We start from the raw sequence: 26,259 nt of genomic DNA on the forward strand, positions 1-26,259 counted from the left end.
TCTAACCTGACAGCCATGGCAGCAACCAGGGTGTACGTCGCCAGGCTCGCCGGACTGGTGGTACTCGGCCCGGACGGCGAGTCTATCGGCCGCATCCGCGACGTCGTCGTGGCCATCCGCTACGACCGACAGCAGCCGAGGGTGCACGGCTTGGTCGTCGAATTGCCCACCCGACGAAGGATTTTCGTGCCGATGCTGCGGGTGACCACGATCGAACCCGGTGTCGTCGCGCTCAATACCGGCACGGTGAGTCTGCGGCGGTTCACCCAGCGTCCGGGTGAGATGCTCGCACTCGCGCAGATCGTCGATTCTTCGGTGCGCGTTGCCGATCCGGATCGGCCGGATCTCGCGGATGTCGATGTGCACGTGGTGGATCTCGGCATCGAACAGACCCGGACCAGGGACTGGCGGGTCACCAGGGTCGCGGTACGCGGACATCGCAGGCTCGGGCGCCGCCGGACCGTGCACGTCGTGGACTGGACCCAGGTCAGCGGGCTGACGCCGTACGAGATCGGCAGGCCGGGGCAGGACGTCACCCAACTGCTCGAACAATTCGAGGGCCTGCGTCCGGCCGATGTCGCCCATCTGCTGCGCGAACTCCCGGAGAAGCGGCGCATCGAGGTGGCGATCGCGCTCGACGATGAGCGACTCGCCGATGTGGTGCAGGAACTTCCCGACGACGACCAGGTGGATCTGCTCGGCCATCTCGAGGTGCGCCGGGCCGCCGACCTGCTCGAGGCGATGGATCCCGACGATGCCGCCGACCTGCTCGGCGAACTGTCGACCGGTGAGCGCGAATCGTTGCTGGCACTGATGGATCCGGAGGAGTCCGAACCGGTCCGCAGGCTGCTGCAGCACTCCCCCGATACCGCGGGTGGTCTGATGACACCGAAACCGGTGATCCTGACCCCGGCCACCACCGTCGCCGAAGCGCTTGCCCGAGTACGCAATCCGGATCTGACCCCAGCACTGGCCAGCATGGTGTTCGTGGTGCGGCCGCCGACCGCAACCCCGACCGGCCGATTCCTCGGCTCGGTGCATTTGCAGCGACTGCTGCGCGAACCCCCAGCACACCTGGTCGGCGGCATCCTCGACACCGATCTGGCCCCGCTGCGTCCCGATGCCCCGCTCGGTGCGGTGACCCGCTATTTCGCCACCTACAACCTGGTCTGCGGTCCGGTGGTGGATGAGGAGAACCATCTGCTCGGCGCGGTCAGTGTGGACGACGTGCTCGATCATCTACTACCGGAAGATTGGCGCGAGCAAGAAGATACGGCCCACGATGCGATTGTCGGCCACGAGGGGGTAGTCGATGCCGAGTGAGAAGACTCCGGCGCGCCAGCGCCTGGAAACACCGGTGGAATCCCGGTTCCGCTTCGACTACGACGCCGAGGCGCTGGCCCGCTCCAGCGAGCGGGTCGCCCGATTCCTCGGCACCGGACGCTATTTGGCGATCCAGACCATTGTGGTGATCGTCTGGATCCTGCTGAACGTCTTCGTGATCGCGCTGCGCTGGGACCCGTATCCGTTCATCCTGCTCAACCTCGCGTTCTCCACCCAGGCCGCATACGCCGCGCCGCTGATCCTGTTGGCGCAGAACCGACAAGACAACCGCGACCGCGTGTCGTTGGAGGAAGATCGCACCAGAGCCGCCCAGACCAAGGCCGATACCGAATTCCTTGCCCGCGAACTCGCTTCGCTGCGGATCGCGATCGGCGAGGTTGCCACGCGCGATTACCTGCGTAGGGAATTGGAGGAAATGCGGGAGGTGCTGGACCGGATCGAAGCCGCGCGGACATCGGATCCCGGGTCGAGCTCCGATAAGCCCGCCAAGGCTCTTCGCAAGAAAAGCTCCGGCAGAAAGCCGGGCACAGTTCAGGTTTCACCGCCAGTTGCTGACGATTGACAGGAAATGCTCAACAACGTTGTGACCCACGGGTAACCTGGACGACGTTGTCCCGAGCGGACGGGCAGGGGATGTCCCGGACAGGTGCTCTCACGACGTAGAGGATTGGTGTGGCCGAATGCGAATCTCTGCTCCGATAACCGTCTCGGCCCTGGTAGTCGCCGGTCTTGTGGCGACCGGCTCCGGCACCAACACCACCCGGTCCAGCACTCCCGATACCGCACCCGAGGCGCTGCTCGCGGCGTCAGCGGGTCCGGCTGCCGCCGACGGAACATCCGGCAACGCCGACGGGGCCGCATTGTCCCGGACAGTTGGTCTCCTTCCGGTAACACCGGAAGCTCCCCGCAAACTTCGAGCAATGACTCCGCTTGCCGACGGCACTCCGCCGTTCGCGGGTTCGGTGCCGTTGCACGATATCGCGTTACCCGCCACCGGCGGCGCGCTCGGCATTCCGGAAATCGTGCTCGCGGCATATCGCAATGCCGAACTCGCGCTGGAGTCCTCGATGCCCGGCTGCGGTTTGTCGTGGAGCCTGCTGGCCGGAATCGGTCGGATCGAATCGCTACACGCGGGCGGCGGGCGCACCGACGCCGCGGGCACCACGGTGACCCCGATCTTCGGGCCCGCGCTGGATGGCTCGCTACCGGGCAACGAGGTCATCAAGGCCGCCGACGGCACCGCGGTGCGCGCGATCGGGCCGATGCAGTTCCTGCCCGGCACCTGGAGTCTGTACGCCGCCGACGGCAATGGTGACGGTGTCGCCGATCCGCACAACGTCTTCGACGCCGCGCTCGCCGCGGGCAAGTACCTGTGCTCGGGCGGGCTGAACCTGCGCGATCCGCAGCAGGAACTGCGCGCGGTGCTGCGCTACAACAACTCACTCTCCTACGCCGCCAATGTGCTGAGCTGGTCGGCGGCCTACCGCACCGGCGGTACCCCGAGCCAGGTGCGCATCTCCCCCGATCTCATTCCGCCGGGTACCGCGCCGATCACTACCGGTCCGGACATGTTGGCGGCATCCGGGGCGGCACCGACGACCACAACCACCACCGAACCGCCGCCGAATACGGTGACCATCCTGCAACCGACCGAGGTGATGATCACCATCCCCGGTCTGCCGCCGATCCCGTGCGGCATCTTCTGCCCGCGGCCGGTACCCAAGCCGCCGTGCGATCCGCAGCAGGTGGCCCCGGCACAGCTACCCGCACCGGGCGACCCGGCACAGTCGCCCATCGCACCGGCACAGACCTACGGTGCGAACAACGGCGAGCCGAAGGATCCCCGGCAGCAAGATCAGCAGCAACCGGACCCGCGGCAGCCGCAGCAGCAACCCGCCAATTGCACCCCGGCCCAACCGGATACGGCCCAGCCCGGTGCGGCACAGCCCATGCCGGCGCCCAATGCGCAGATCCCTCCTGGCGAAGCGCCCCGGAGCGACCCGGAGCAGACACCGGAGCCCGGCGTGGCCGATGCACCGGAGCCCACACAGAGCGAGGCGGCCACTCCGCCGCCCGCACAGGGCATCACGTTGCCGTTCGGCATCGTGATCCCGCTGCCCGCGCCCGCACCGGCCCCGCAGGGCTGAGACCAGGACCGATATCGAACGGATTACGCCACACCGAGACCCGATAACGAAGCAGTAACAAAAAGGTCTCGAATGCGGTACCCTCAACTTCGTCCATCACGAAGGGCTCGTTATCGAGTCAATGGGAGGGTCACCACACAGTGGGGCGTCACCGAAAGCAGTCGCCTGCGACGATCAAGCGCAGCTCCGTTATCGCATTGACCGGATTGGTTCCCGCTGGACTCGTGGCCGTCGCCGCATCCGCCGGCACCACCGATCCGACCGCATCGTCTGTCCTGCAACACATTCCGGGGGACGATCAAGACGACCAGGCACCGAGCCCCGCGGTCGCCGCGGAACCGGCGACCGAATTCGTCGCACACGCAATGGCAAAGGCGGCACCTAGTGCGCCGCCGATCGTGAAAACCGTTGCGCTGCCCGATAATAGGCAACCCGCCGCACTGCCGACCGGCCCGCTCGGCATTCCCGGTGTCGCGGTCGCGGCATATCAGAACGCCGAACGCACACTCGCGGCCGAGAATCCGGTCTGTGGCATTCCGTGGTACCTGCTCGCCGGGATCGGCCGGGTCGAATCGACACACGCCTTCGGCGGTAAGGCCGATGCGGACGGCAATCCGCTGACACCGGTCTACGGTCCGGTGCTGGACGGCAGCCTCGCGGGTAACCATGTCATCCGCGACACCGACGGCGGCGCACTGGACGGACTCAGCGGATACGACCGCGCCATCGGCCCGATGCAGTTCCTGCCGGAGACCTGGAAGCGCTACGCCGCCGACGGTAACGGCGACGGCATCGCCGATCCGCAGAATCTGTTCGACGCGGCGCTGACCGCGGGCAGGTACCTGTGTGACGGCGGGTTGAATATGCGCGATCTCACCCAGCAGACCAAGGCGATCCTGCGCTACAACAACTCCATGGCCTATGTCGCCAACGTGATGGCGTGGGCCGGGTCCTATGCCTCCGGCACCGCACCTAAGCCCGGTGACCTGCCGCGAATCTGAGACAACGTAAAATTCGTGCCATGCCAGTGGTTACGGAAGCGGATGTGCGGGGAGCTCTCGCAAAGGTCGACGACCCAGAGATCCGCAAACCGATTACCGAATTGGGCATGGTGAAGAGCATCGCGATCGGTGCCGATAGCAATGTCCATATCGAGGTCTATCTGACGACGGCGGGCTGCCCGCTGCGCACCGAGATCACCCAGCGGGTTACCAAGGCGGTGGCCGATGTCGCCGGGGTCGGCGCGGTCACGGTGGACCTCGATGTGATGAGCGACGAGCAGCGCACCAATCTGCGCAAGCAGTTGCGCGGCGACTCCGCGGACCCGGTCATCCCGTTCGCCCAGCCCGGTTCGCTCACCCGCGTGTACGCGGTGGCCTCCGGTAAGGGTGGCGTCGGAAAGTCCAGTGTCACGGTCAATCTCGCCGCCGCGATGGCCGCGCGTGGGCTGTCCGTCGGTGTGCTCGACGCGGATATCTACGGCCACTCGATTCCACGGATGCTCGGTACCGACGCGCGTCCGACACAGGTCGAGCGGATGATCATGCCGCCGCAGTCACACAATGTGAAGCTGATTTCCATCGCGCAGTTCACCCAGGGCAATACGCCGGTGGTGTGGCGCGGTCCGATGCTGCACCGGGCACTGCAGCAGTTCCTCGCCGATGTGTTCTGGGGCGATCTCGATGTGCTGCTGCTGGATCTACCGCCCGGCACCGGCGATGTCGCGATCTCCATCGCCCAGCTGATCCCGAATGCGGAGATCCTGGTCGTCACCACCCCGCAACCCGCCGCCGCCGAGGTCGCCGAACGCGCCGGCGCGATCGCGCTGCAGACCCGGCAGCGGATCGCGGGCGTCATCGAGAATATGTCCTGGCTCGATCTGCCGGACGGCACCCGGATGGACCTCTACGGTTCCGGTGGCGGCCAGTCCGTGGCCGAGCGTCTCACCCGGGCCGTTGGTGCGAATGTGCCACTGCTGGGCCAGATTCCGATCGAGCAGGCGTTGCGCGAGGCAGGCGACGAGGGCACCCCGATCGTATTGCGCGAACCGGAGAATCCGGCCGCCAAGGCACTGCTCAAGGTCGCCGACAAACTCGCGGTGCGACGCCGCGGACTCGCGGGTATGTCGCTCGGAATCGATACGACACGGCACCTGTAAAAGCGCTCGGGGCGACGACTGATTTCGTACGGACATGGGTAACTCATGGGGACAGGCCGACTTGCCCGCAGCTTCGCCGCCGCCCGCCGACGTCGCGACTGAGTCCGGCGCCTGAAGATTCGGGACGCGGACAAGCCGATGACGTGGCCACTCGCAATTCGAGGTCCAATTTTCGCGGGCGGGCGGATGTCAGGTGTCGGTGTGGGCCAATAAGCTCGGGGACATGCTCACGCTGCTGTTGTACGTGCTGATCGTCGGCTTGGTCGCCGCGGTGCTGTTCCTGCTGGCCAGTGCGGTCTTCGGGCGGGCCGAGGAACTCGGACCACTGCCCGAGGGAACGACGGCGACCGTGCTGCCCGCCGAAGGGATCAGCGGGGCGGATGTGCGCGCCCTACGCTTCCAGCAGGTGGTGCGCGGTTATAAAGCCGGTGAAGTGGACTGGGCGTTGACCCGGCTCGCGGCCCGAATCGACGAACTGCAGTTCCAATTGGCCGAGGCGCGCGGCACCCATACCGTGAGCGCCCAGCCCCCGAGCGTCCAGCTTCCGAACCAGCAGCCCCAGTCGAGCGCGCCACACCAACAGGCCCAGGCAGCGACGGGACAACCGAACGGCACGATCGCCCAACCGCCGGCCCCGACCGGCCAGCAACCAGCGCCCCCGGTCCCGCCGAACACGATCGCCCCGCAGACCCCGACCGTCCAGCCACCGACCGTGCCGCCGAACAGCACGACCGCGCCGCAAACGCCGCCGGTCCAGCCACCGACACCCCCGTCGCAACCACCGACCGCCCCGCAGAACGGCATGGCAGCCCAGGCGCCGATCGCGCAGCCATCGGTCGCACAACCGCAGACACCGGCTGCCCGGCAGGCCACACCAATCCCGCCGAACACGAACAGTCAACCGCCGACCGCGCAGCCGATGCCGAGCGTGCAGCAGCACGCACCATTCGGACTGGACCGGAAATGACCGCCGAAATCACCGCGTCCGCGCCGGATACCACCGAATCCGACGACAAGATCCGCTGTCCGTGGTCGGAAGGTTCGCAGCTTTATCGGGATTATCACGACAACGAGTGGGGCAGACCGCTGCATGGCGACGACGCCATGTTCGAACGCATGTGCCTCGAGGCGTTCCAATCGGGTCTGGCGTGGATCACCATTCTGCGCAAGCGTCCGGCCTTCCGCACCGCATTTGCCGGGTTCGCTATCGAGCGGGTGGCCGCCTTCGGTGCTCACGATGTGGCGCGGCTGCTGGCCGATCCGGGCATCGTCCGCAACCGGGCCAAAATCGATGCGTCGATCGCCAATGCCCGGGTCGCCGCCGACCTGGATATCGGACTCGACGAGTTGATCTGGTCCTTTGCGCCGCCCGTCCGGCCACGCCCGCGCACGGTTGCCGAGGTGCCCGCGACCACTCCCGAATCCATAGCTCTGGCAAAGGAATTGAAGCGTCGCGGGTTCCGCTTCGTCGGTCCGACGACCGCCTACGCGCTGATGCAGGCGACCGGAATGGTCGACGATCACCTGGCCGATTGTTGGGTACCGTAGCGACTGCATGCGGGTCGCTCGAATGGATCGGCCGAGGGCGGTCCAACACAGGCCGAGCGGTCACATTTCGAACTCAGGTATCCGTCCACTCCGGCGATAGGGAAGAATGGGACGGGTGTAGCTCGCCAAATGCCGGCGAGCTCACTGGTTGGTGACAACTGGAGTTCCAAGAAAGTGCGCAGCATATCGCGCAGATCTGGAGGGAGCAGAGGATGGCGGCCATGAAGCCCCGCACCGGGGACGGTCCCCTCGAGGCAACCAAGGAAGGGCGTGGAATCGTGATGCGGGTTCCACTCGAGGGTGGCGGGCGTTTGGTCGTTGAGCTCACGCCGGATGAAGCGGCAGCGCTCGGTGACGAACTGAAGAGTGTCACCAGCTAATCCCACACTCGCTGATGTGGCCGATCTGCTGGCCTGTCCGGAATGTGGCCGCGGAATGCAGTCACGGGACCGGGCGCTGCGTTGCGGACACGGGCACAGTTTCGACATCGCCAAACAGGGTTACGTCAGTCTGTTGACCGGTGCGTCGACGAAAATGACCGGCGATACCTCGGCGATGCTGGACGCGCGTGCCGCGTTCCAGGTCGGGGGGCATTTCGCGCCGATCGCCGATGCGGTGGTCGCGGCCGTCGCGGCCGACGATCCGGCGCTCGACGGTGCCACCGTACTCGAGGTCGGTGCCGGAACCGGCTATTACCTGGCCGCCGTACTCGACGCCATCCCGGCCATCGGGATCGCATTGGATGTGGCCAAACCCGCGGCCCGTCGCTGTGCCCGCGCCCATCCGCGTGTCGCCTCGGTCCTCGCCGACGCCTGGCGCGGACTGCCGGTCCGCGACGGTGCACTGCACCGAGTGCTCTCGGTATTCGCACCACGTAATCCGAGCGAGGTCGCCAGGGTCCTCACCGCCGAGGGCTGCTTCGTCGTCGCCGCCCCAACCCCGCGCCACTTGGCCGAACTTGTCGGCCCACTGGGCATGGTGACGGTCGATCCGGACAAGGACCGCCGACTCACCGACGCGATGTCCGGCCACTTCGACGCCGCGGACCGCACGGTCGTCGAGTACCCGATGAAACTCACGCGCACCGATATCCGGAATGTCGTGGCAATGGGCCCGTCCGCCCACCATGCGAACCCGCAGCTGGACGCCCTACCGGACACTCTGGAGGTAACCGCCTCCGTCCAGATCTCGACCTACCGCCCACACCCCTGATCCATCGGCCGCCGGATCAGAATTTGCGGACCTGGTCGTAGATCGCGACGGTTTGCGCGGCGATCTGGAGCCAGTCGAATTCGGCGATGGCGCGGTGGCGTCCGGCGGCGCCGAATTCCGCGGCGAGCACCGGATCACCGGCGACCTCGTTGACCGCCTCGGCCAGATCGTGTTCGTACTGTCCCGGTGCGTGCGCGTCGTAGTGCACCAAGCGGCCGGTCTGTCCGTCCACGACCACCTCGGGAATACCGCCGACATCGGAGGCGACCACCGCGGTCGCGCACGCCATGGCCTCGAGATTCACGATCCCGAGCGGTTCGTAAACCGAGGGACAGACGAACATCGTGGCCGCGGCCAGAATCTGGCGGATCTGCTCGGTCGGCAGCATTTCACGCACCCAGAACACGTTGCCGCGTGCCCTGGTCAGTTCGGTGACGGCCGCTGCCACCTCGGTTTCCAGCTCGCGGGTGTCCGGTGCGCCCGCGCACAGCACCAACTGGATCTCGGGATCGAATTCGCGGGCGGCAGCGAGCAGATGCCCGACCCCCTTCTGCCGGGTGATGCGACCGACGAAGGCCACCATCGGACGGTCGGTGCGCACGCCCAATTCGTCCAGGATCGTGCCGGATCCCCCGACCGGCGCACCCGGATGCCAGACCGCCGCGTCGATGCCGTTGTGCACCACGTGGACACGATCCGGATCGATCGTCGGATAGGCATCGAGCACATCGTGGCGCATACCCTCGCTCACCGCGATGATCGCGTCGGCGTGTTCGACCGCATTGCGCTCCGACCAGGACGACAGCCGGTAGCCGCCGCCGAGCTGTTCGGCCTTCCACGGCCGCCGCGGCTCCAGCGAATGCGCGGTCAACACATGCGGTATCCCGTAGAGGGTTGCGGCGAGATGTCCGGCGAGCCCGGTGTACCAGGTATGCGAATGCACCACATCCACCTCACCGGCGGCATCGGCCATCCGCAGCTGGGCCGACAGCATCTGCATCGCGGCATTCGCGGCGTAGAGCATCGGATCCGGTTGGTGCACTATGGCATCCGTGCGCTGGACACCCATGCAATGGACCGTCACCTCGCACAACTGCCGCAACTGCGCAGCCAACTGGGTGACGTGGACACCTGCCCCGCCGTACACCTCGGGGGGATATTCGCGCGTCAACATCGCGACACGAAGCCGGTCGTGCTCGCCGGCTCCCGCCCCCGCACCCCCACCGCCAGTGCCGAAACTCACGGCTTCAAACTAGACGTTCACTTTGGCATGGGCCACCTCTACCCGCGTCGCGCGGTAGTTTGGCAGGTGTGAGGAGCCAGCCGCACGTACTCGGAATCGTGCTCGCCGGTGGCGAGGGTAAGCGCCTGTTCCCCCTCACCGCGGATCGGGCCAAACCAGCTGTCCCCTTCGGCGGTGCGTATCGCCTGATCGACTTCGTACTCAGCAATCTCGTCAACGCGGGCTATCTGCGTCTGTGTGTGCTCACCCAATACAAATCGCATTCACTGGACCGGCACATCTCGCAGACCTGGCGGCTTTCCGGTTTCGCCGGTGAATACATCACGCCGGTGCCCGCGCAGCAGCGCCTCGGTCCGCGCTGGTACACCGGCAGCGCCGATGCGATCATGCAGTCGCTCAACCTGATCTACGACGAGGATCCGGACTACATCGTGGTCTTCGGTGCGGATCACGTGTATCGGATGGATCCCGAGCAGATGGTCCAACACCACATCGATTCCGGCGCGGGCGTCACGGTCGCGGGCATTCGAGTGCCGCGCAGCCAGGCCAGCGCGTTCGGGTGCATCGATTCCGACGAGTCCGGCCGCATCACCCAATTCCTGGAGAAGCCCGCGCATCCGCCGGGCACACCGGACGATCCGAACGTCACGTTCGCATCGATGGGCAACTATGTCTTCACCACCAAGGTGCTGGTCGATTCGATCCGCGCCGACTCCGACAACTCCGATTCCGATCACGATATGGGCGGCGACATCATCCCGGTACTGGTCGCCGCGGGCGAGGCCTCGGTCTACGACTTCGCCGACAACGAGGTTCCCGGCGCCACCGAACGCGACCGCGGCTACTGGCGCGATGTCGGCACCATCGACGCCTTCTACGAGGCCCACATGGATCTCGTATCGGTCCATCCGGTCTTCAATCTCTACAACAAGCACTGGCCCATTCGCGGTGCGGCGGAGAATCTGCCGCCCGCCAAATTCGCGCAGGGCGGGCTCGCGCAGGAGTGCGTCGTCGGAGCCGGTTGCATCCTCTCGGCCGCGACCGTGCGCAATTCGGTGCTCAGCTCCAATGTCATGGTCGACGACGGCGCGACAGTGGAGGGCAGTGTGCTCATGCCCGGCGTCCGGATCGGCCGCGGTGCGGTGGTGCGGCGCGCGATTCTGGACAAGAACGTGGTCGTCGGTGAGGGCGAGATCATCGGGGTGGATCTGGACCGGGATCGGGATCGCTTCGCGGTCAGCAACGGCGGCGTGGTGACGGTCGGCAAGGGCGTATGGGTCTAGCCGAAAATCGCTACGGCGCATTCGTCGGACAGAACGGCGCACAGGCACCGGGTGTTTTCGGCACCGTCGTGGTCGGCGACTTATCGCCGAAATCGGCGGTGACGACCAATAGCATCAGGACTACGGCGACACCGAGCACCAGCACGAGCAGAATCGCGGACCGGCCCCAGTTGATCGGGCGATCTCGATCATCGTCGCGAAACACGCGCAAACCTCTCCCCGATGGTCACCCCGGGACATCCTCTACTCCTTGATACCCAGTCGGTGGCGTTTCGCGCGAAATATCTTCGACGGTTATCGCGGGCCCGGTTCCGATGGCGCGGTGATTGTGCAGAACGGTTCGCAGGGACCGGGAGTCGGCGGGGCTTTTGTTCGCTCGGTGCCGAAATCGGTATTACTGACCCACAGCAGCACCACCACGGCCAGCACCATGATGAAAGTCAGAAAGCCGAGTGCGGGCACCAGACAACCGCCGCGCGCTCGTCCCTCTTTGATCGTGTGGCCGATATGGCCGATTTCTAGGATCTGAGATCCGCGTTCCCACACCATGGGCGCACCTTGCCGTCGTCGAACCTGGCATCAGCTCGAATACCCGTCCGGCGGCAGTGAAATCAGCCCATGGCCGACGAAATCCGCACACTCCCAACGTTTGTGAATAGCGGGACGTTTACTAGCCGCGCGATGCGCAGAGCAGACCGTCGCCGACCGGAATCAGCACACTGGTGAGTTCGGGATCCTCGGCGATCGCCCTGGTCGCTGCGCGCACCGCCTGGGTCGCCGGATCGCGCTGGGTCTGGTCGGGAACCCGGCCGCCGAGCAGCGCGTTGTGCAGCAGGATCGCACCACCGGCCCGCAGCAACCGCACGGCCTGGGCGACATATTGCGGATGTTCGAGCGGGGCCGCATCGATGAACACCAGGTCATAAGCACCGTCGGCGAGTCGGGGCAGCACATCGAGGGCTCGGCCGTTGATCAACCGGGTACGCGCGGTCGGGATCTCCGCGGTGCGGAATGCCTCCTTGGCCGCACGCTGATGCTCGGGTTCGGAATCGATGGTGGTCAGCGTCCCGTCCTCGCGCATGCCATCCAGTAGCCACAGCCCGCTGATCCCCGCGCCCGTCCCGACCTCGACCACCGCACGCGCGCCGAGCAGCTGGGCATACATGCTCAGCAGGGCGCCGACCGAGGGTGGTACGGGTAACGCGCCGAGTTCAGTGGCCCGCTCACGCGCGCTGACGAGGACCTCGTCTTCCACGACGGATTCCTCCACGTAGGAGAGATTTCGCTCCAGATTCGATGCCACGCCTATGAATCTAGGCCACTAAGTCGCAAGTTTGGCTCATCGGTGAAGCGTTATCCCGTGGTCGAGCGATTAATTGTCTGTCGGGGGCATGGGGTGGATTCTCAGGTGTCCCTCAGGATCTCCTCACCCCCGGCATATCGAGGCAAGAAAGAGTATGGGCAAGCAAGACCAGCCGACCACACGCCACGGGGATGCGGGAACAACGACATACCGCTCGTCTGTTGTAACCGTACGTGACGATCCGAGACCCGGATCGCAATCAGGCCCGCAGCCACGGTCCCAAGTAGGAGGTATCACCATCCACATGGACAGAGGGTCTTTTTCGGCGCTCCCGGTGCCCTCCGCAGATACCGCCTCCGGGCCCGCCACATCCGCAGGGGCGGCGCGCGAGTTCGCCACCCTGCCAGCGCGCATTCTCCCGACGGAGGCGGCGCAAGTTCTCCCGATGGAGGCCGACATGCACGACGACGACGGCACCGAAGTCGAGCTGACGGGCACCGCGGCCTTCGACGCGACGGGCGACCGCTCGGCCATGCCGTCCTGGGACGAGTTGGTCCGCGAACACGCCGACCGGGTGTACCGGCTGGCCTACCGGCTTTCCGGCGACGCTCAGGACGCCGACGATCTGACCCAGGAAACCTTCATCCGGGTATTCCGTTCGCTGTCGAATTATCAGCCGGGCACCTTCGAGGGCTGGCTGCACCGCATCACCACGAACCTATTCCTGGACATGGTGCGCAGGCGCAATCGGATCCGGATGGAGGCGCTGCCCGAGGATTACGACCGGGTGCCCGCCGATGGCCCGAGCCCGGAGCAGGCCTATCACGACGCCCGTCTGGATCCTGACCTGCAGTCCGCCCTGGATTCGCTGGCTCCGGAGTTCCGCGCGGCGGTCGTGCTCTGTGATATCGAGGGCCTGTCCTACGAAGAAATCGGTGCGACCCTCGGTGTCAAGCTCGGCACCGTGCGCAGCCGCATCCACCGCGGCCGTCAGGCACTGCGCGACTACCTTGCGCATAATGGAAGTGAGCAGCGGTTCGCCGCTGATGCGAACCTGGGGTGATCCGGCGGGAGCCGAACCGCACCCGACGGCCGGATATCCGTTCGGTCGAGCGCAGGAGTGGATGATGTCGGTTGGAAGGGTGAGCACCGAATGAGTGGCGACGCCAGCACGTCAGGTCGTCCGCGTTTCCGTCCCACCGAGCATCTGGCCAGCGAGGCGATCGCGGCCTATGTGGACGGCGAACTGCGGATGAATGCCTATCTGCGTGCCGCCCAACATCTTTCCGTCTGCCCCGAATGTGCGGCTGAGGTCGACGCACAGCAGCAGGCGCGGATCGCGCTGCGCCGGGCCGGTCAGGTGTCGATTCCGACCGGTCTGCACGACAGCCTCACCCGGATTCCGCTCGCCGAACTCCCCGGTGGTGCGACCAGCTCGGCCAACCAGTCGCCCGCCGGAAGCCCCCGCAACGAGGCGGTTTTCGGATTTCTGACCGATTCGTTCACCGCGACCCGGTGGACAACCTGGTGGCGCAAGTAGAGTTTGGCGAGTGACCACCGAATCGACGAATTCCGGGCCGTCGGAATCGCGGCCCTCCGCAGGCGACACCACCGATTCGGCGACCCGGGGGACCCTGAGGCCGTCGGACGCGCCGATCCTCGGACCGCGCCCGGTCTATCGCCCCCATGTGGACAGTCACACGGCGCACGCGTTCCGCCGCCCCGCCGGCCAGGCCGGTTCATTCGGCGAGCAGCCCAAGTCGACCGGTTCGGGTGGCCCGCAGGTCGGACCGGAACTGCACAACAGCCCGCCCGACGCCGTACTCGCCGAGGCATTCGGACGCCCGGAAGGCTCCACCGAACTTCTGCAGCGTGATCCCGACGCCGCGGATACCGGCGCGCCGGTGGCCGGTCCGGCCGATCCGTGGCGAGATCCCGACGCCGCTGCCCGCCTCGGCGCGCCCGCCGTCGCCACCCCGCGCCCCGCACCGCTGCCGCAGGCGCGGAAGCTCTCGGCGCGGCAAGTGCTCTTCGGCTCCCAGGTGGCACCCAAGGCACTGGCCCTGCTCGCCGCCGTCGCGCTGGCCGTCGGTGTGCTCGGCGGTCTGGTCGGCCGGTTGACCGCGGAGGCGACGTCACCGTTGACCTCGCGCAAGGTGAGCCTCGAGCAGTCCGGTGAGATCGAGCGCCCGCACGGCCTGATCGCCAAGGTGGCCAATGCGGTGCTGCCCTCGGTGGTCTCGATCCGCGTCACGGTCGGTGACAATGGCGCCACCGGTTCCGGTGTCGTGATCGACGGTGCGGGCTACATCGCGACCAACAATCACGTGATTTCGATGGCGGCACAGGACAAGTCGAATCGGGCCGCGATTCAGGTGACCTTCTCCGACGGCAGCCGGGTGCCCGCGAATATCGTCGGACGCGATCCGAAGACCGATCTGGCGGTGCTGAAGGTCGATGTGAAGAATCTCACCGTCGCCAATCTGGGCAAGTCCAAGGACGTCCAGGTCGGCGACGACGTGCTGGCGATCGGTTCGCCGCTCGGTCTGAGCAAGACCGTCACCTCCGGCATTGTCAGTGCGCTGCACCGTCCCGTCGCGCTCTCCGGCGAGGGCAGCGATACCAAGGCCGTCATCGACGCGGTGCAGACCGACGCCTCGATCAATCCGGGTAACTCCGGTGGCGCACTGGTCGACATGGAGGGCCGGGTCATCGGCATCAATACCGCGATCCGCAGTGAGACCGGCGGTTCGGTCGGCCTCGGCTTCGCGATTCCGGTGGATATGGTGACCAATATCGCGCAGACCCTGATCCGCGACGGCCAGGTGCACCACCCGAAGATCGGTCTCAGCGCCCGCAGCAAACAGGTCGCCAATGATGTGATGAGCGGTGCGGCCGTCGCCGACGTGGAAGCCGGCGGACCGGCGGCCAAGGCGGGCATCGTCGAGAACGATGTCATCGTGAAGATCGGCGATCGCGAAGTCACCGGCCCGGATGAGCTGGTGGTCGCCGTGCAGCAGCGCCGGATCGGCGAGACGGTGAACGTGCAGTTGATCCGCGATGGCAGGCAGGTGGACGTTCCGGTCACGCTGGAATCGGACTGAGCCGCGGATGGAATCCCGAGCGGCTCGGCAACGTCGGCCCAGGTAGCCTGGACTCGTGTTCAGCAACATCAGCTGGGGCGAGATGGTCATCCTCCTCGTCGCCGCCCTCGTGATCCTCGGCCCGGAGCGACTGCCCGGGGCGATTCGCTGGACCACGCAAAGCCTGCGCAAGGTGCGCGACTACGCCAGCGGTGCGACCCAGCAACTGCAGCAGGAACTCGGGCCCGAATTCGAGGACCTGCGTAAGCCGCTGGCCGATCTGAACGAACTGCGCCAGATGTCGCCGCGCCAGATGGTCACCAAACATCTTCTGAATGGCGACGATTCGGTTTTCCGCGATTTCGAGAAGGCGATCCCGGATCGGCAGGATCTGCTCGGCACCGGGAGCGGCATGCCGGACTACCCGATGCCGAAGCCGGAAAAGCCGTTGGAGCACAACGAACGTCCGCCGATCGACACCGACGCGACATAAATATCGGCCGCGCATTCGGGGCCTGGGTGGTGGCTGAGCCCCACGTTCGGGCCGTCGAGACTCGCCGCGTGGGTAGTCACCGAAACAGGAAATGTTCTTGTGCGTAAAGAAGACTAGACGCATCATGCTGTCGAGATGTCTAGACTTCGCACATGTCGGCCGATGACGTGGCGCGCGTTTTCGCGATCGAAGATAAAGTCGAGCGACTCAAGGCGGCCACCGATGGGGTGGCAGCGGCCCAACAGACCATCAACGAACTGACCCGCATCCGCAGGGCGGTGATCAGGGAACTACATGCCGAAGGCTGGACCTTCGCCAGAATCGGTGCGGCGGCAGGACTTTCCCGCGCGCGGATCCATCAGGTGAGTACCCAGGGTCCCGCACCGGAAGGTCTGTTCTTCGGGCACGGATCGCTCACGGTAGTCGCTCCGGAGGTTCGCGGTGGCCGAGTGCTCGGCGCACCGGATCCGAGTGCGGCACAACGACTGGTGGAGCTACTGCGCGAACTCGGCTTCACGGCAGCGGTCGAACACTTCCTGCCGGGCCGACCCGTGGACCTCAACCGCGATGGACTGATCGTGCTCGGCGGGCCGGAACTCTCTCCGAGCATTCGTCAGCTCATCGCGGCCGATCCGCGACTGCGGCGCGCGGTGGCGCGCGCCGGAGATGTCCGGCGCGGCATCGAGGATCGGGCGGCCCGGCGGGTATACCGACCGGGAGGTCCGGAACCACATGATATCGCCTATGTCGCGCGTCTCCCGCGTCCCGACGGCCGCGGCACCGCCCTGATCATCGACGGTCTGCATCCGCCGGGCTCGCTCGGCGCAATCCGTTTGCTCGCAACCAGATTGGCCACGCTGCACGAACGCGCTGCTACACATCTGTTTTCGGTGCTGGTCGCCGTCCGCTACGACCGCGCCACCGGCGAACCGGTCGATGCCGATCTGCTCACACCGGTGTACCGGCACGACGCCGAACCCAGATCGATCTCCGGCCTCAGACGCTGAGTTGTTCGACTGCCGGAAACCTTTTGGCAATCGAGTAGCGATCGCGACCATCGCGCGACACCGAGGTTCGGCGGAGTCGCCGAGATGCACTCGCGTCCGAAGAACCCAGGCAATTCACAGCAGTTCGCAATGAAACCGTGACGTGTCCCACATCACCTAAACCTTCCATCTCGGCTCGACAACCGCAATGCTGAGTTAGCTAGCCGATAACTATGGTGGTAGGTGGGTTTCAAAATGAATGTTCCACATCCGATGCGGACTCGTACCGCGTCCCCGAGCGCGCCGCCCGAACTCGGATCGGGGTCGGAGCTCGAAGCGGGCAGTCCGACAACAGAACCGGTGACCACGACCCATCGGCTCACCTACAGCAATCGACTCGAGGTCTTCATCGGTCCGGATGACTCCGTGATCAACTTCCTGCGCCCGTTGCGCAGGCTGGACGGATTCGATTCCTACTCGGTGAATCTCACCCGGCTGCCATATCCGATGCCCGTGTCCGAGATCACCGCGACGCTCAGCGCCGCACCGGGTGGGAACTGCGTGGAGTGCATCGGCTCGGCCGAAGTGCTGGCCATCGAGTTGCGCACCGAGGACGACGGGACGCCGCGCCGGTACCTGCTCGGCCTGCCCGGCGATCGGATCGGCTACCCGGGCGTCGATGTGCCGAACGGCACCGAGCTGCTGCGCGTGTATCCGGACGAGATCTTCGACGCCGAACATGCGGCCGAGGTATTCGCGACCTACTTCCACACCGGCGATATCCCGGCGGGATTCCAACTTCGTGAGGTTCTCGATTGATGCGCACACCCGATGTCTGGAGCGAACGAGCATGAATGTCATCGTGATCGTGAGCGTCGTGCTTGTCGTCGCCGTGATCGCCGCAGTGGTCACCCGCAGGCGGCGGCGCGCCGATAGCACTCATCTGACCGTTGCGGATCTGCAGGCGCGTTTGGCCGAGGAGGCCGAGCGATTGCATCCGGACGGTTCGGTAGGTGTCGAGCGCGCCGCATCGCGCGAACTCGGGCGCAGCGCATAAGAACTGGTCGGTAGCTAGGGTTGATGGCACCGACAACGAAAAGGCTCCGCCCGGGAAGGATCGGTGGCCGTGCGCACAATGCTCGAACAGTTGGTGCGGCTGGCCGCTCGGGAGCCGGTGGCATTGGCCCGCATCGTGGATGCGACCGGACCCGGACCGCGCGAATTGGGCGCGGCGATGGTGGTTACCGCCGACGGTGCGGTGCTCGGCTCGTTATCGGGCGGCTGTGTCGAGGCCGCGGTGGTCGAGTCGGCGCGGGACGTGCTAGCCGGTGGGCCAGCGATATCGGATCGGTTCGGATATGCCGAGGCCGATGGTTTCGCGATCGGGCTGACCTGCGGGGGTGAGATCGAGGTTTTCGTCGAACGCATCGATGCGGCGCGGCTGCCCGTGCTGTCGGCATTGTGCGCGACGATCGCGGTGGGTGAGCCGGTTTCGCTGGTCACAACCTTGAACGCCGCCCCGGACTGGAAACTCTTGTGTCCCGGCGATTCCGAGCCGTGGCGCGGTGTCGACCGTGACGCGCGGGCACTGCTCACCGCCGGACGCAGCGGTCTGGTCGGCTCGGATGGATGCGAGACGGTCCCGGCCCCGCGCCCTCGCGTCTTCGTCCAGACCTTCGCAGCCCCGGCTCGCATGATCCTGGCGGGTGCCAACGACTTCGTGCGCGCCCTCGCCCGCACCGGCCGCCAACTCGGCTACCGTGTCACCGTCGTCGACGCCCGCGAAACCTTCGCCACGCCAGCCCGATTCCCTTCGGCACATGAGGTGGTCGTCGACTGGCCCCACCGCTATCTGACCGCCGAACACGCCGCCGGACGCATCGACGAGCGCACGGTGGTCTGTGTCCTCACCCACGACACCAAATTCGATGTGCCAATGCTGGTGGCGGCGTTGCGCATCGAGACAATCGGTTTCGTCGGCGCGTTGGGCTCACGACGCACCCACACCGAACGCACCGAACGCCTTCGCGCCGCCGGTATCACCGACAGCCAGTTGGCCCGCCTGAAAAGTCCACTGGGCCTGGACCTCAACGCCCACACACCCGACGAAACCGCCATCTCGATCGCCGCCCAGATCCTCGCGGAACGCGGCGGTGGATCGGCCCGGCCGCTCATGCGAACGGACGGACCGATCCACCACGACCCCGTGCGCACTGATCGGTCCCGAGGCGTTATCCGCGGTCGCTGACCAGAGCCGCCGATGAGAAACTCCCGACGGCCCACCCGAATCCGGGCACCCCGTCTCGACACCGGGCACCCCGCATATGGGGTGCCCAGTGGCGAGACAGGGTGCCCGGTAATGAGACGGGGTGCCCGGATTCGGGTGCGGCGGATAGGATGACCCGTCGTTTTGGATGGGCGAAACCCGGGGGCTGGGAGCACCTGGGTTCGTGGTGGTGAGGGTCAGGCTGCGGCGCAGGCTGGGCGGAGGGTGTTCATCGGGGGGCGGTCGGCCAGGGAGACCTCGGTGTTGTGGGCGGTGAAGGCGTCGTCGATCAGGGGGAACTGGGTCAGGGCCGCGCCGGAATCTTGGATGCCGCTGCGGCCGAGTACGGTGCCGAGGATTTGGCGGCTCATTACGCCGAGATCGGCGAGGGGGCGATTGCGGTGGGTGCGTACGCCCAGGTTCACCTGACCGATAGCGGACAGGCCGAGGCGGTCGTAGGTGTCGAGGAGCAGGCCGATCTCCACGCCGTAGCCGGGGGCGAAGGGGACCGAGGTGAGCAGTTCGCGGGTGCCCGCGTATTCGCCGCCGAGCGGTTGCAGCACCTGCGACAGTTCCGGACGCAATGCGGCGAGCAGCGGACGGGCCACGAGTTCGGTGACGCGGCCGCCACCGTGCGCGTCCACGGCACCGGCCTGCCGCAGCGGCCTGCGGTAGTAGGCCTTCACCAGATGCATATCGTCGACGAGCAGCAGCGGGCCGAGCAGCTTGGGCACGAAGGCCGGATCCGGGTCGATCAGATCGGAGTCGACGAAGGCGATGACATCGCCGCTGGTCACCGCCAGCGACCGCCACAACACCTCGCCCTTGCCCGGCAGCGGATCGAGTTCCGGAACGGCTTGCTCCCGACTGATCACCTCGGCGCCCGCGGACAGCGCGCGTTCGGCGGTGGCATCGGTCGAACCGGAATCGAGCACGATCAGTTCGTCGACCAGGGTGCCGAGCAGCGGACGAATGCTGGCCACCACATCGGCGACGGTGTTCTCTTCATTCAGTGCGGGCAGCACCACCGAAACGGTGCGTCCGCGCTTGGCGGCGATCAATTCGTCAACCGCCCAGTCCGGGGTGTCCCAGGTATTCGTCGTCGACCAGACGGGGCTGTCGTAGTGGTGGAAATTCATACCAGACCTCGCAGGGTTCGTGCGGGGGGCCGGATGCCCTGTATCGCGGCGATCATGTCCACGACGCGCCGGGTTTCGGCAACCTCGTGTACTCGGAAGACTCGGGCGCCGGCGGCCGCCGACCATGCTGTTGCTGCCAATGTGCCCTCCAACCGTTCGGATAGACCGACACCTAAAGTCTCCCCGATAAAATCCTTGTTGCTCAGCGCCATCAAGACTGGCCATCCGGTTTTTACAAGAACGTCGATTCCCCGCAACAACTCGAGCCCGTGATAAGTGTTCTTGCCGAAATCATGGGTCGGATCGATCAGAATCGAATCCTTCCGAACCCCGGCCGCGGCCGCATCTTCTGCGGCGCGCCGCACGGTTTGCGTTACTTCTGCCACCACGTCGGCATAGCGCACCCGATGCGGACGGGTGCGCGGGATCGCCCCGCCGGTGTGGCTGCACACGATGCCGACTCCGCGATCGGCGGCCACATGCACCAGATCTGGATCGGCACCCGCCCAGGTGTCATTGATCAAGTCCGCGCCCGCGGTGACGGCGGCCTCGGCGACCTCGGCGCGCCAGGTATCGATGCTGATCAATAGCTCCGGATACTTCTCCCGGATCGCCGCGACGAACGGGACCACCCGGAAGGCCTCTTCCGCCGCGTCGACCACGGTGCCCGGACCGGCCTTCACTCCGCCGATATCGACCAGATCGGTGCCCTCGTCGACGGCGCGCGCGACCGCATCCATGGCGGCCGCGTCGGTGAAGGTAGCGCCCTGGTCGTAGAAGGAGTCGGGGGTGCGGTTGACGATGGCCATGACCAGCGCCCGATCCGTCGCCACCGGCTTGCCGCACAAGGTGGGAAGCGGTGCTGCGGCGGGGCTGAACATGAAACCGACTGTAGCTGCCCCGTCGCCCCGGTTACTTAGGGCATACAAATAAATGCCACTCGGCGCGCGTTCCGGTCCGGGCGGACCCGATGTGCTCGAGCGATCTCGATGTCAGTTCTTGGGCGCGCGGGCCGCCGCGACGTCCGCGGCGTACTCGGCGTAGGCCGGGAGGTAGCCGTCGGTCCGACCAGCGAGCACGTACAACCGACTCTCGGCGTCGGGCGCATAGCCCTGCTTGCGGAGTTCGACCTTGCGGCTCTTGAAGGTGGAGGTCTGCTCGAGCTCGGCAACGACCCGAATGAACAGTGGAACCGCGTAGCCGGGCAACCGGGAGTAGGCAAGTTCGGCGAGCGCACGACCGTCGAATTCGGCATCCGGGTACAACGTCACCGCTGCCATACCCGCTTTGCCATCGGTGCCAGGGATATCCACGCCGAAGACGACCGCCTGCGAGATCGCCTCGGATTCGGCGAGTACCCCCTCGACCTCGGTCGTGGCGACATTCTCCCCCTTCCAGCGGAAGGTATCACCGAGCCGATCGACGAAGGCGATGTGATTCCAGCCCTGATCGCGGACCAGATCGCCGGTGTCGAACCAGATGTCGCCGTCGGTGAAGCCGTCGCGGACCAGCTTCGCCTCCGAGGCGGCCCTATCGGTATAGCCATCGGCGGGCGAGCGGTCGGTGACCTTGGCCAGCAGCAGGCCGACCCCGCCGCCCGGCACCCGGCGCAGCCGACCGTCCTTGTCGCGCTTGGCCTTTCCGGTCACATCGTCGTATTCGACAATGGCATAGGGCAATGGCCCGAAACCCGCGGTGCGATCCACGCCGAAGGCGTTGACAAAGGCGATGTTGACCTCGCTGGCACCGTAGAACTCGACGATCCGGCCGATGCCGAAACGGCTCTTGAACTCGTCCCACAGCTCGGGCCGCAGACCATTGCCGACGGCGAGCCGGACCCGGTGCTGCCGATCGGTCGGCTTGACCGGCTGATTGAGCAAGTAGCGACAGAGTTCACCGATGTAGATGAAGGCGGTTGCCCGCTCCCGGATGATCTCGTCCCAGAACCGGGAGGCGGAGAACTGTCTACCGAGCGCGAAGGTGCCGCCCGCGGCGAGCACCGACGACAACGCGACGGTCAGTGCGTTGTTGTGATAGAGCGGCAGGCAGCAGTACAGCGTGTCGTTGCCGTGCAAGCGAATTCCGAGTCCGCCGAGTCCGGCCATGCTCTTGGTCCAGCGCAGATGTGTCATGACACTGGCCTTGGGCAACCCGGTGGTGCCGGAGGTGAAAATCAGGAAAGCGCGTTCCTTCGCGGTGATCTGCGCGCAACTCGGCGGATCGGACGGATCGGCGTCCTCTGCCGTCTTGTGCAGGTCCTGCGAAAAAAGCACATCGGCAAGCGGTTCGGCGAGTGAATCCAGTGCCGCCTGGCATTCCTCGCCGACCACATTGAGCACGCTCTCGAGCAGTCCGAAGCTGTGGGCGAGGACCTGGTCGCGCTGGTGGTGGTTCAGCAGGCCGACCGTCGCACCGAGTTTCACGGTGGCCAGCACCACGAACAGAGTTTCCGGACGGTTGGTCATCAGCACGCCGACCACGTCACCGCGCCGCACACCACGGTCGGCCAGCACCCGCGCGTACCGGTTCACCTGTGCGTTGGCCGCGCCGTAGCTGAAGGTTTCGCCCTCGTACTTCAGGAACGGCCGGTCTGGATGCCGGTGTGCGTTGCGTTGGAAGTACAGCCCGACCGAGGCCTTGTCATCCGGCCGCACCAGCATGCCGAGCGCACCGCGCACCATGGACGGTGCGTCGAATGCCATGGACGGCAACTGCCTCGCGATATCGAATAGGCTGACCTTCGATCGGGCGGCGGTGCTCACAGCGTCAGATCTCCTCGTCGAGAGTGGTGCCGGGCTCCGGTGTCACCTCGGCTGCCCGCACCGGTTTCAGCGCCGCGAAGGCCGCGGGCAGATTGTCGACCACGGTGATCCGAGCCATGGCCGACTTGGACACGAACTTCCGATCGTAGAGTTGGTCCACCCAATCGAACAGACCCCGATAGAAGCCGTCGGGATCGAGCACAACCACCGGCTTATCGTGTTGGCCCAGATACCCGCCGGTCCAGGTTTCGAAGAATTCCTCCAGCGTGCCGATGCCGCCGGGCAGGGCGAGGAAGGCGTCGGCGCGGTCCTCCATGACCTGTTTGCGCTGACGCATGGTGTCGGTGACGATCAACTCGTCGGCATCGACATCGGCTACTTCCTGGTGCACCAAATGTTTCGGGATCACCCCGACGGTGTGCGCACCGCCCGCGCGGGCACCGGTGGCAACGGCGCCCATCATCGAGACATGACCGCCGCCGGAGACCAATTGCCAACCGCGCCTTGCGATCTCGGTGCCGACCCGGGCGGCGAGGGCGAGCATTGCCGGATCGACCGTGCTGGCCGAACAGTAGACACAGACCGCATACCCGGCTGTGTCCATTATTCGCTCGCTGCGCTCGCTCACCACTGGTCCTCCGTTCCGAGCGCGTCGGTATCGGTCGCACCGTCCGCGGTGGCCAGGATGATCTGCACGACCTCCTCGACGCTATCGGTCACACGCAGCAGGTCGAGGTCGCCGGGGGAGATCTTGCCGGAGCCGCCGAGGGAATCACGCATCCAGTCGACGAGTCCGGCCCAGTATTTGCTGCCGAACAGGATGATCGGGAAGCGGGTGATCTTGTGGGTCTGTACCAGGGTGAGCGCCTCGAACAGCTCGTCCAGGGTGCCGAATCCACCCGGCAGGCAGATGAATGCCTGCGAGTACTTCACGAACATGGTCTTGCGCGCGAAGAAGTAGCGGAAGTTTATGCCGAGGTCGACCCATTCGTTGAGGCTCTGCTCGAACGGCAATTCGATGCCGAGTCCGATCGAGTACCCACCCGCCTCCGACGCGCCACGGTTCGCGGCCTCCATCACGCCGGGGCCGCCGCCGGTGATCACCGCGAATCCGGCCCGCGCCAACGCGCCGCCGATGGCCATGGCGGCGTGATACTCCGGATGACCCGCCGGTGTACGGGCCGAACCGAAGACGGTGACCGCGCGCGGCAGTTCGGCCAGCGCACCGAAGCCCTCGACGAATTCGGCCTGGATGCGCAGTACGCGCCACGGATCGGTGTGCACCCAATCGCTGGGTCCGTGCTGGTCCAATAGGTTCTGGTCAGCGGTGCCGCCCGGTTTGCGATCGCGACGGAACATGATCGGTCCGCGGAATTTGGGGGTCGCCTTCGGCGGGCTCGCGATCTCGTTATCGGCGGCTTCGGTGGACATGGCGCCCACGCTACCGGGCGCTGGTCCGCCGCTCCCCCGCCTCCCCGGCTCCCCCGCCTCCCCGAACCTTTAGGCGCCAGACTCAGCCGCGACACTCGTGACGTCGGCGGGCGGCGGTAGGGCTGTGGGGCAAGTTAGCCGGTCCCCGACGAGTTACCCATGTACTTACGAAATCAGCTGGACAAGGTCGGCGTACTTACGAAATCAGCTGGACAAGGTCGGCGTACTTACGAAATCAGCGGGACAGGTCGGCGGAGGAGCCGACTCAGTCGGTCAGGTAGCTGCGTAGGGTGGCCGCGACCGAGCTGATCTGGGCGACCGGGACGTGTTCGTCGCGCTTGTGGGCGAGGTTGGGGTCGCCGGGTCCGAAGTTCACCGCCGGGATGCCGCGGGCGGCAAAGCGCGCGACATCGGTCCACCCGTACTTGGCTCGCACGCTGTCGGCGCCCACCACGGTGACCAAATCCTTGGCGGCGGGGGCGGACAGGCCGGGCAGTGCGCCCGCGGCGGCGTCGGTGAGCTCGAAATCGAACTCGAGTCCGTCGAATACCTCGCGCACATGCTCGGTGGCCTGCGCGACGGTGCGGTCGGGGGCGAAGCGGAAGTTGACCTCGACCTCGGCCTCGTCCGGAATCACATTGCCCGCCACACCACCTCCGATGCGAACCGCGGACAGGCCCTCGCGATAGACGCAGCCGTCGATATCGACCTCGCGGGCTTTGTAGTCGGCAAGGCGCTCGAGTACTGGGGCCATGCGGTGAATCGCATTGTCGCCCTTCCAGGATCGCGCCGAGTGTGCCCGCACGCCCTTGGTCGTGAGCCGGGCACGAAGGGTGCCCTGACAGCCTGCCTCGATGACACCGCCGGAGGGTTCGCCGAGAATGGCCAGGTCGCCGGCGAGCCAATCCGGGAGGTCACGTTCGATATGGTTGAGGCCGTTGTGCTTGGCGGCGATCTCCTCGCAGTCGTAGAAGATCAGCGTCAGATCGTGCACCGGTTCGGCGACGGTCGCAGCCAGATGCAGGAAGACCGCGTCACCGGATTTCATATCGACGGTGCCGCAGCCGTAGAGCTGGCGCTCGCCCGCCTCGTCCACGAAGGTGCTCGGCACATTGTCGGCGATCGGCACGGTATCCAAGTGACCGGCCAGGATGACCCGAGTCGGCCGCCCCAGGTCGGTGCGCGCGAGCACCACATTCCCGTGCCGCAGCACCTCGAACCCCGTGGTCTGCTCACGCAGCGCCCGCTCGACAGTGTCGGCAATGGCTGCCTCGTCCCGCGAGACGCTGGGGATGTCGACGAGAGCCGCGGTCAGTGTGATGGGGTCGGCGCGCAAGTCGATGGTCACGCGCCCCAGCCTACGGTTCTCGGATCGCACCCGTCGCCATCGCGGCGGCGATACGGTGTCCGATATGCACCCGGCCCATCGGCGCAATCGGTTACCGCGCCGCTATCGGCGACGGCCACACGATGCGGTAACGGTTTCGGTCGCCGGGGCCGACATCGTCGTAGTCGGCTTCTTCTCCGCCAAGGAACCGGACTACGCAGCACGCATGGACGAGGCCGCGAACGCGGTCGCCATCCTCGGCGGTCGGGTCGTCGCGACCTTCACCCAGCGACGTGGCGTCTCGGCTGGCGGCGTCCGCCTGATGGCACGGCCGTTTTCGCCTCGGACGCTATTCAGCGCCGGAAAGGTCGGCGAGATCGCGGCGGCCTGTGCCGAACTCGCCGCAGATGCGGTAGTGGTCGTCAACCAGCTCACTACGCACCAACGCGCGGTGCTGACCGAGGCTTTCGGGCGGTCGACGATCAGCCTCGCGGAATTGTGACGGGCCGGATGGTGGGTAGCGGTCGACGTGGC

At 66.2% G+C, this 26,259-nt stretch carries 28 protein-coding genes and 1 pseudogene; 19 read left to right on the top strand and 10 right to left on the bottom strand.

The window, feature by feature from the left end; all coding sequences use genetic code 11:
- Nucleotides 1-15: 15 nt before the first annotated feature.
- From AB0L58_RS09280 to AB0L58_RS09320, 9 genes and pseudogenes are all read left to right on the top strand, one after another.
- Complete coding sequence (locus AB0L58_RS09280) at nucleotides 16-1,323, top strand: CBS domain-containing protein (RefSeq protein ID WP_364383681.1); 1,308 nt, start codon at nucleotides 16-18, stop codon at nucleotides 1,321-1,323.
- Entirely contained in the window at nucleotides 1,313-1,906 is a 594-nt protein-coding gene (locus AB0L58_RS09285; RefSeq protein WP_364383684.1) for a DUF1003 domain-containing protein, read from the top strand. Before AB0L58_RS09280 ends, AB0L58_RS09285 begins: the two co-directional genes overlap by 11 nt.
- Nucleotides 1,907-2,024: 118 nt before the next feature.
- Complete coding sequence (locus tag AB0L58_RS09290) at nucleotides 2,025-3,491, top strand: lytic murein transglycosylase (RefSeq protein WP_364383687.1); 1,467 nt, start codon at nucleotides 2,025-2,027, stop codon at nucleotides 3,489-3,491.
- 140 nt (nucleotides 3,492-3,631) lie between these two features.
- On the top strand, nucleotides 3,632-4,492 hold the full coding sequence (locus AB0L58_RS09295; protein WP_364383690.1) for a lytic murein transglycosylase: 861 nt from the start codon (nucleotides 3,632-3,634) through the stop codon (nucleotides 4,490-4,492).
- 20 nt (nucleotides 4,493-4,512) lie between these two features.
- The gene (locus AB0L58_RS09300) at nucleotides 4,513-5,649 is read left to right on the top strand and encodes an Mrp/NBP35 family ATP-binding protein (protein ID WP_364383693.1); all 1,137 of its coding nucleotides are present in this window, start codon (nucleotides 4,513-4,515) and stop codon (nucleotides 5,647-5,649) included.
- Between the two features lie 223 nt (nucleotides 5,650-5,872).
- Nucleotides 5,873-6,142, top strand: a pseudogene (locus AB0L58_RS09305) (DivIVA domain-containing protein); the annotation flags it as partial.
- A 470-nt stretch (nucleotides 6,143-6,612) separates the two neighbouring features.
- Complete coding sequence (locus AB0L58_RS09310) at nucleotides 6,613-7,197, top strand: DNA-3-methyladenine glycosylase I (protein WP_364383696.1); 585 nt, start codon at nucleotides 6,613-6,615, stop codon at nucleotides 7,195-7,197.
- A gap of 212 nt (nucleotides 7,198-7,409) precedes the next feature.
- Complete coding sequence (locus AB0L58_RS09315) at nucleotides 7,410-7,577, top strand: DUF3117 domain-containing protein (protein ID WP_011211259.1); 168 nt, start codon at nucleotides 7,410-7,412, stop codon at nucleotides 7,575-7,577.
- A gap of 16 nt (nucleotides 7,578-7,593) precedes the next feature.
- Nucleotides 7,594-8,409 carry a putative RNA methyltransferase gene (locus AB0L58_RS09320; RefSeq protein ID WP_364383698.1) on the top strand — a complete coding sequence of 272 codons (816 nt, stop codon included), beginning with the start codon at nucleotides 7,594-7,596 and terminating at the stop codon, nucleotides 8,407-8,409.
- Nucleotides 8,410-8,425: 16 nt separating this feature from the next.
- Here the strand turns inward: AB0L58_RS09320 and glgA are convergent, their stop codons facing one another.
- Entirely contained in the window at nucleotides 8,426-9,583 is a 1,158-nt protein-coding gene (gene glgA / locus AB0L58_RS09325) for a glycogen synthase (protein ID WP_364384524.1), read from the bottom strand.
- A gap of 137 nt (nucleotides 9,584-9,720) precedes the next feature.
- On the opposite strand from glgA, the gene glgC reads away from it, so the two are divergent.
- Entirely contained in the window at nucleotides 9,721-10,935 is a 1,215-nt protein-coding gene (gene glgC / locus AB0L58_RS09330; protein WP_364383701.1) for a glucose-1-phosphate adenylyltransferase, read from the top strand.
- Between the two features lie 10 nt (nucleotides 10,936-10,945).
- Here glgC and AB0L58_RS09335 read toward each other — a convergent pair whose 3' ends face one another.
- The 3 genes from AB0L58_RS09335 to AB0L58_RS09345 form a co-directional block, all read right to left on the bottom strand.
- Complete coding sequence (locus AB0L58_RS09335) at nucleotides 10,946-11,140, bottom strand: hypothetical protein (RefSeq protein ID WP_364383704.1); 195 nt, start codon at nucleotides 11,138-11,140, stop codon at nucleotides 10,946-10,948.
- Between the two features lie 89 nt (nucleotides 11,141-11,229).
- Nucleotides 11,230-11,484: a hypothetical protein gene (locus AB0L58_RS09340; RefSeq protein ID WP_364383707.1), complete on the bottom strand. Its 255-nt coding sequence runs from the start codon at nucleotides 11,482-11,484 to the stop codon at nucleotides 11,230-11,232.
- Nucleotides 11,485-11,605: 121 nt separating this feature from the next.
- Nucleotides 11,606-12,244 (bottom strand): O-methyltransferase, encoded by a 639-nt coding sequence (locus AB0L58_RS09345; protein WP_364384528.1) that lies wholly within the window; start codon nucleotides 12,242-12,244, stop codon nucleotides 11,606-11,608.
- Nucleotides 12,245-12,572: 328 nt separating this feature from the next.
- On the opposite strand from AB0L58_RS09345, the gene sigE reads away from it, so the two are divergent.
- The 8 genes from sigE to AB0L58_RS09385 all read left to right on the top strand — a co-directional run bounded on the left by sigE (nucleotide 12,573) and on the right by AB0L58_RS09385 (nucleotide 19,048).
- Complete coding sequence (sigE, locus tag AB0L58_RS09350; RefSeq protein ID WP_364383709.1) at nucleotides 12,573-13,301, top strand: RNA polymerase sigma factor SigE; 729 nt, start codon at nucleotides 12,573-12,575, stop codon at nucleotides 13,299-13,301.
- A 90-nt stretch (nucleotides 13,302-13,391) separates the two neighbouring features.
- Nucleotides 13,392-13,778, top strand: a complete 387-nt coding sequence (locus AB0L58_RS09355; RefSeq protein ID WP_364383712.1) for a hypothetical protein — start codon at nucleotides 13,392-13,394, stop codon at nucleotides 13,776-13,778.
- A gap of 10 nt (nucleotides 13,779-13,788) precedes the next feature.
- Nucleotides 13,789-15,342 (top strand): trypsin-like peptidase domain-containing protein, encoded by a 1,554-nt coding sequence (locus AB0L58_RS09360; protein ID WP_364383715.1) that lies wholly within the window; start codon nucleotides 13,789-13,791, stop codon nucleotides 15,340-15,342.
- 55 nt (nucleotides 15,343-15,397) lie between these two features.
- A complete protein-coding gene (tatB, locus tag AB0L58_RS09365; protein WP_364383718.1) occupies nucleotides 15,398-15,814 on the top strand; it encodes a Sec-independent protein translocase protein TatB in 417 nt (138 codons plus the stop codon).
- Nucleotides 15,815-15,966: 152 nt separating this feature from the next.
- On the top strand, nucleotides 15,967-16,821 hold the full coding sequence (locus AB0L58_RS09370; RefSeq protein WP_364383721.1) for a hypothetical protein: 855 nt from the start codon (nucleotides 15,967-15,969) through the stop codon (nucleotides 16,819-16,821).
- A 339-nt stretch (nucleotides 16,822-17,160) separates the two neighbouring features.
- A complete protein-coding gene (locus AB0L58_RS09375) occupies nucleotides 17,161-17,619 on the top strand; it encodes a hypothetical protein (RefSeq protein ID WP_364383724.1) in 459 nt (152 codons plus the stop codon).
- Between the two features lie 31 nt (nucleotides 17,620-17,650).
- Nucleotides 17,651-17,857, top strand: coding sequence for a hypothetical protein (locus tag AB0L58_RS09380; protein WP_364383727.1), 207 nt, complete (start codon nucleotides 17,651-17,653; stop codon nucleotides 17,855-17,857).
- Between the two features lie 78 nt (nucleotides 17,858-17,935).
- The gene (locus AB0L58_RS09385) at nucleotides 17,936-19,048 is read left to right on the top strand and encodes an XdhC family protein (protein ID WP_364384531.1); all 1,113 of its coding nucleotides are present in this window, start codon (nucleotides 17,936-17,938) and stop codon (nucleotides 19,046-19,048) included.
- 215 nt (nucleotides 19,049-19,263) lie between these two features.
- Here the strand turns inward: AB0L58_RS09385 and AB0L58_RS09390 are convergent, their stop codons facing one another.
- From AB0L58_RS09390 to dapE, 6 genes are all read right to left on the bottom strand, one after another.
- Nucleotides 19,264-20,205: a glucosyl-3-phosphoglycerate synthase gene (locus tag AB0L58_RS09390; RefSeq protein ID WP_364383730.1), complete on the bottom strand. Its 942-nt coding sequence runs from the start codon at nucleotides 20,203-20,205 to the stop codon at nucleotides 19,264-19,266.
- A complete protein-coding gene (gene folP / locus AB0L58_RS09395) occupies nucleotides 20,202-21,086 on the bottom strand; it encodes a dihydropteroate synthase (RefSeq protein WP_364383733.1) in 885 nt (294 codons plus the stop codon). Before folP ends, AB0L58_RS09390 begins: the two co-directional genes overlap by 4 nt.
- A 111-nt stretch (nucleotides 21,087-21,197) precedes the next feature.
- Nucleotides 21,198-22,967: a long-chain-acyl-CoA synthetase gene (locus AB0L58_RS09400; protein ID WP_364383736.1), complete on the bottom strand. Its 1,770-nt coding sequence runs from the start codon at nucleotides 22,965-22,967 to the stop codon at nucleotides 21,198-21,200.
- A 4-nt stretch (nucleotides 22,968-22,971) separates the two neighbouring features.
- Nucleotides 22,972-23,571: a TIGR00730 family Rossman fold protein gene (locus tag AB0L58_RS09405; protein ID WP_364384534.1), complete on the bottom strand. Its 600-nt coding sequence runs from the start codon at nucleotides 23,569-23,571 to the stop codon at nucleotides 22,972-22,974.
- A gap of 20 nt (nucleotides 23,572-23,591) precedes the next feature.
- Nucleotides 23,592-24,326, bottom strand: coding sequence for a TIGR00730 family Rossman fold protein (locus AB0L58_RS09410; RefSeq protein WP_364384536.1), 735 nt, complete (start codon nucleotides 24,324-24,326; stop codon nucleotides 23,592-23,594).
- A 337-nt stretch (nucleotides 24,327-24,663) separates the two neighbouring features.
- Nucleotides 24,664-25,746: a succinyl-diaminopimelate desuccinylase gene (gene dapE / locus AB0L58_RS09415; protein WP_364383739.1), complete on the bottom strand. Its 1,083-nt coding sequence runs from the start codon at nucleotides 25,744-25,746 to the stop codon at nucleotides 24,664-24,666.
- 64 nt (nucleotides 25,747-25,810) lie between these two features.
- On the opposite strand from dapE, the gene AB0L58_RS09420 reads away from it, so the two are divergent.
- Nucleotides 25,811-26,227, top strand: coding sequence for a hypothetical protein (locus tag AB0L58_RS09420; protein WP_364383742.1), 417 nt, complete (start codon nucleotides 25,811-25,813; stop codon nucleotides 26,225-26,227).
- The last annotated feature ends 32 nt before the right edge of the window (nucleotides 26,228-26,259 follow it).

It is taken from the genome of Nocardia sp. NPDC052112 (assembly GCF_040680135.1).
GTDB lineage: Bacteria > Actinomycetota > Actinomycetes > Mycobacteriales > Mycobacteriaceae > Nocardia.

Coding starts and splice junctions, on each gene's coding strand:
- AB0L58_RS09405 (WP_364384534.1), bottom strand. CDS start 23,571: ATGGACACAGCCGGGTATGCGGTCTGTGTCTACTGTTCGGCCAGCACG.
- folP (WP_364383733.1), bottom strand. CDS start 21,086: ATGTTCAGCCCCGCCGCAGCACCGCTTCCCACCTTGTGCGGCAAGCCG.
- AB0L58_RS09370 (WP_364383721.1), top strand. CDS start 15,967: ATGTCGGCCGATGACGTGGCGCGCGTTTTCGCGATCGAAGATAAAGTC.
- AB0L58_RS09340 (WP_364383707.1), bottom strand. CDS start 11,484: ATGGTGTGGGAACGCGGATCTCAGATCCTAGAAATCGGCCATATCGGC.
- AB0L58_RS09410 (WP_364384536.1), bottom strand. CDS start 24,326: ATGTTCCGTCGCGATCGCAAACCGGGCGGCACCGCTGACCAGAACCTA.
- AB0L58_RS09390 (WP_364383730.1), bottom strand. CDS start 20,205: ATGAATTTCCACCACTACGACAGCCCCGTCTGGTCGACGACGAATACC.
- AB0L58_RS09315 (WP_011211259.1), top strand. CDS start 7,410: ATGGCGGCCATGAAGCCCCGCACCGGGGACGGTCCCCTCGAGGCAACC.
- glgA (WP_364384524.1), bottom strand. CDS start 9,583: ATGTTGACGCGCGAATATCCCCCCGAGGTGTACGGCGGGGCAGGTGTC.
- AB0L58_RS09420 (WP_364383742.1), top strand. CDS start 25,811: ATGCACCCGGCCCATCGGCGCAATCGGTTACCGCGCCGCTATCGGCGA.
- AB0L58_RS09290 (WP_364383687.1), top strand. CDS start 2,025: ATGCGAATCTCTGCTCCGATAACCGTCTCGGCCCTGGTAGTCGCCGGT.
- AB0L58_RS09310 (WP_364383696.1), top strand. CDS start 6,613: ATGACCGCCGAAATCACCGCGTCCGCGCCGGATACCACCGAATCCGAC.
- AB0L58_RS09285 (WP_364383684.1), top strand. CDS start 1,313: ATGCCGAGTGAGAAGACTCCGGCGCGCCAGCGCCTGGAAACACCGGTG.
- AB0L58_RS09355 (WP_364383712.1), top strand. CDS start 13,392: ATGAGTGGCGACGCCAGCACGTCAGGTCGTCCGCGTTTCCGTCCCACC.
- AB0L58_RS09380 (WP_364383727.1), top strand. CDS start 17,651: ATGAATGTCATCGTGATCGTGAGCGTCGTGCTTGTCGTCGCCGTGATC.
- AB0L58_RS09280 (WP_364383681.1), top strand. CDS start 16: ATGGCAGCAACCAGGGTGTACGTCGCCAGGCTCGCCGGACTGGTGGTA.
- AB0L58_RS09300 (WP_364383693.1), top strand. CDS start 4,513: ATGCCAGTGGTTACGGAAGCGGATGTGCGGGGAGCTCTCGCAAAGGTC.
- AB0L58_RS09385 (WP_364384531.1), top strand. CDS start 17,936: ATGCTCGAACAGTTGGTGCGGCTGGCCGCTCGGGAGCCGGTGGCATTG.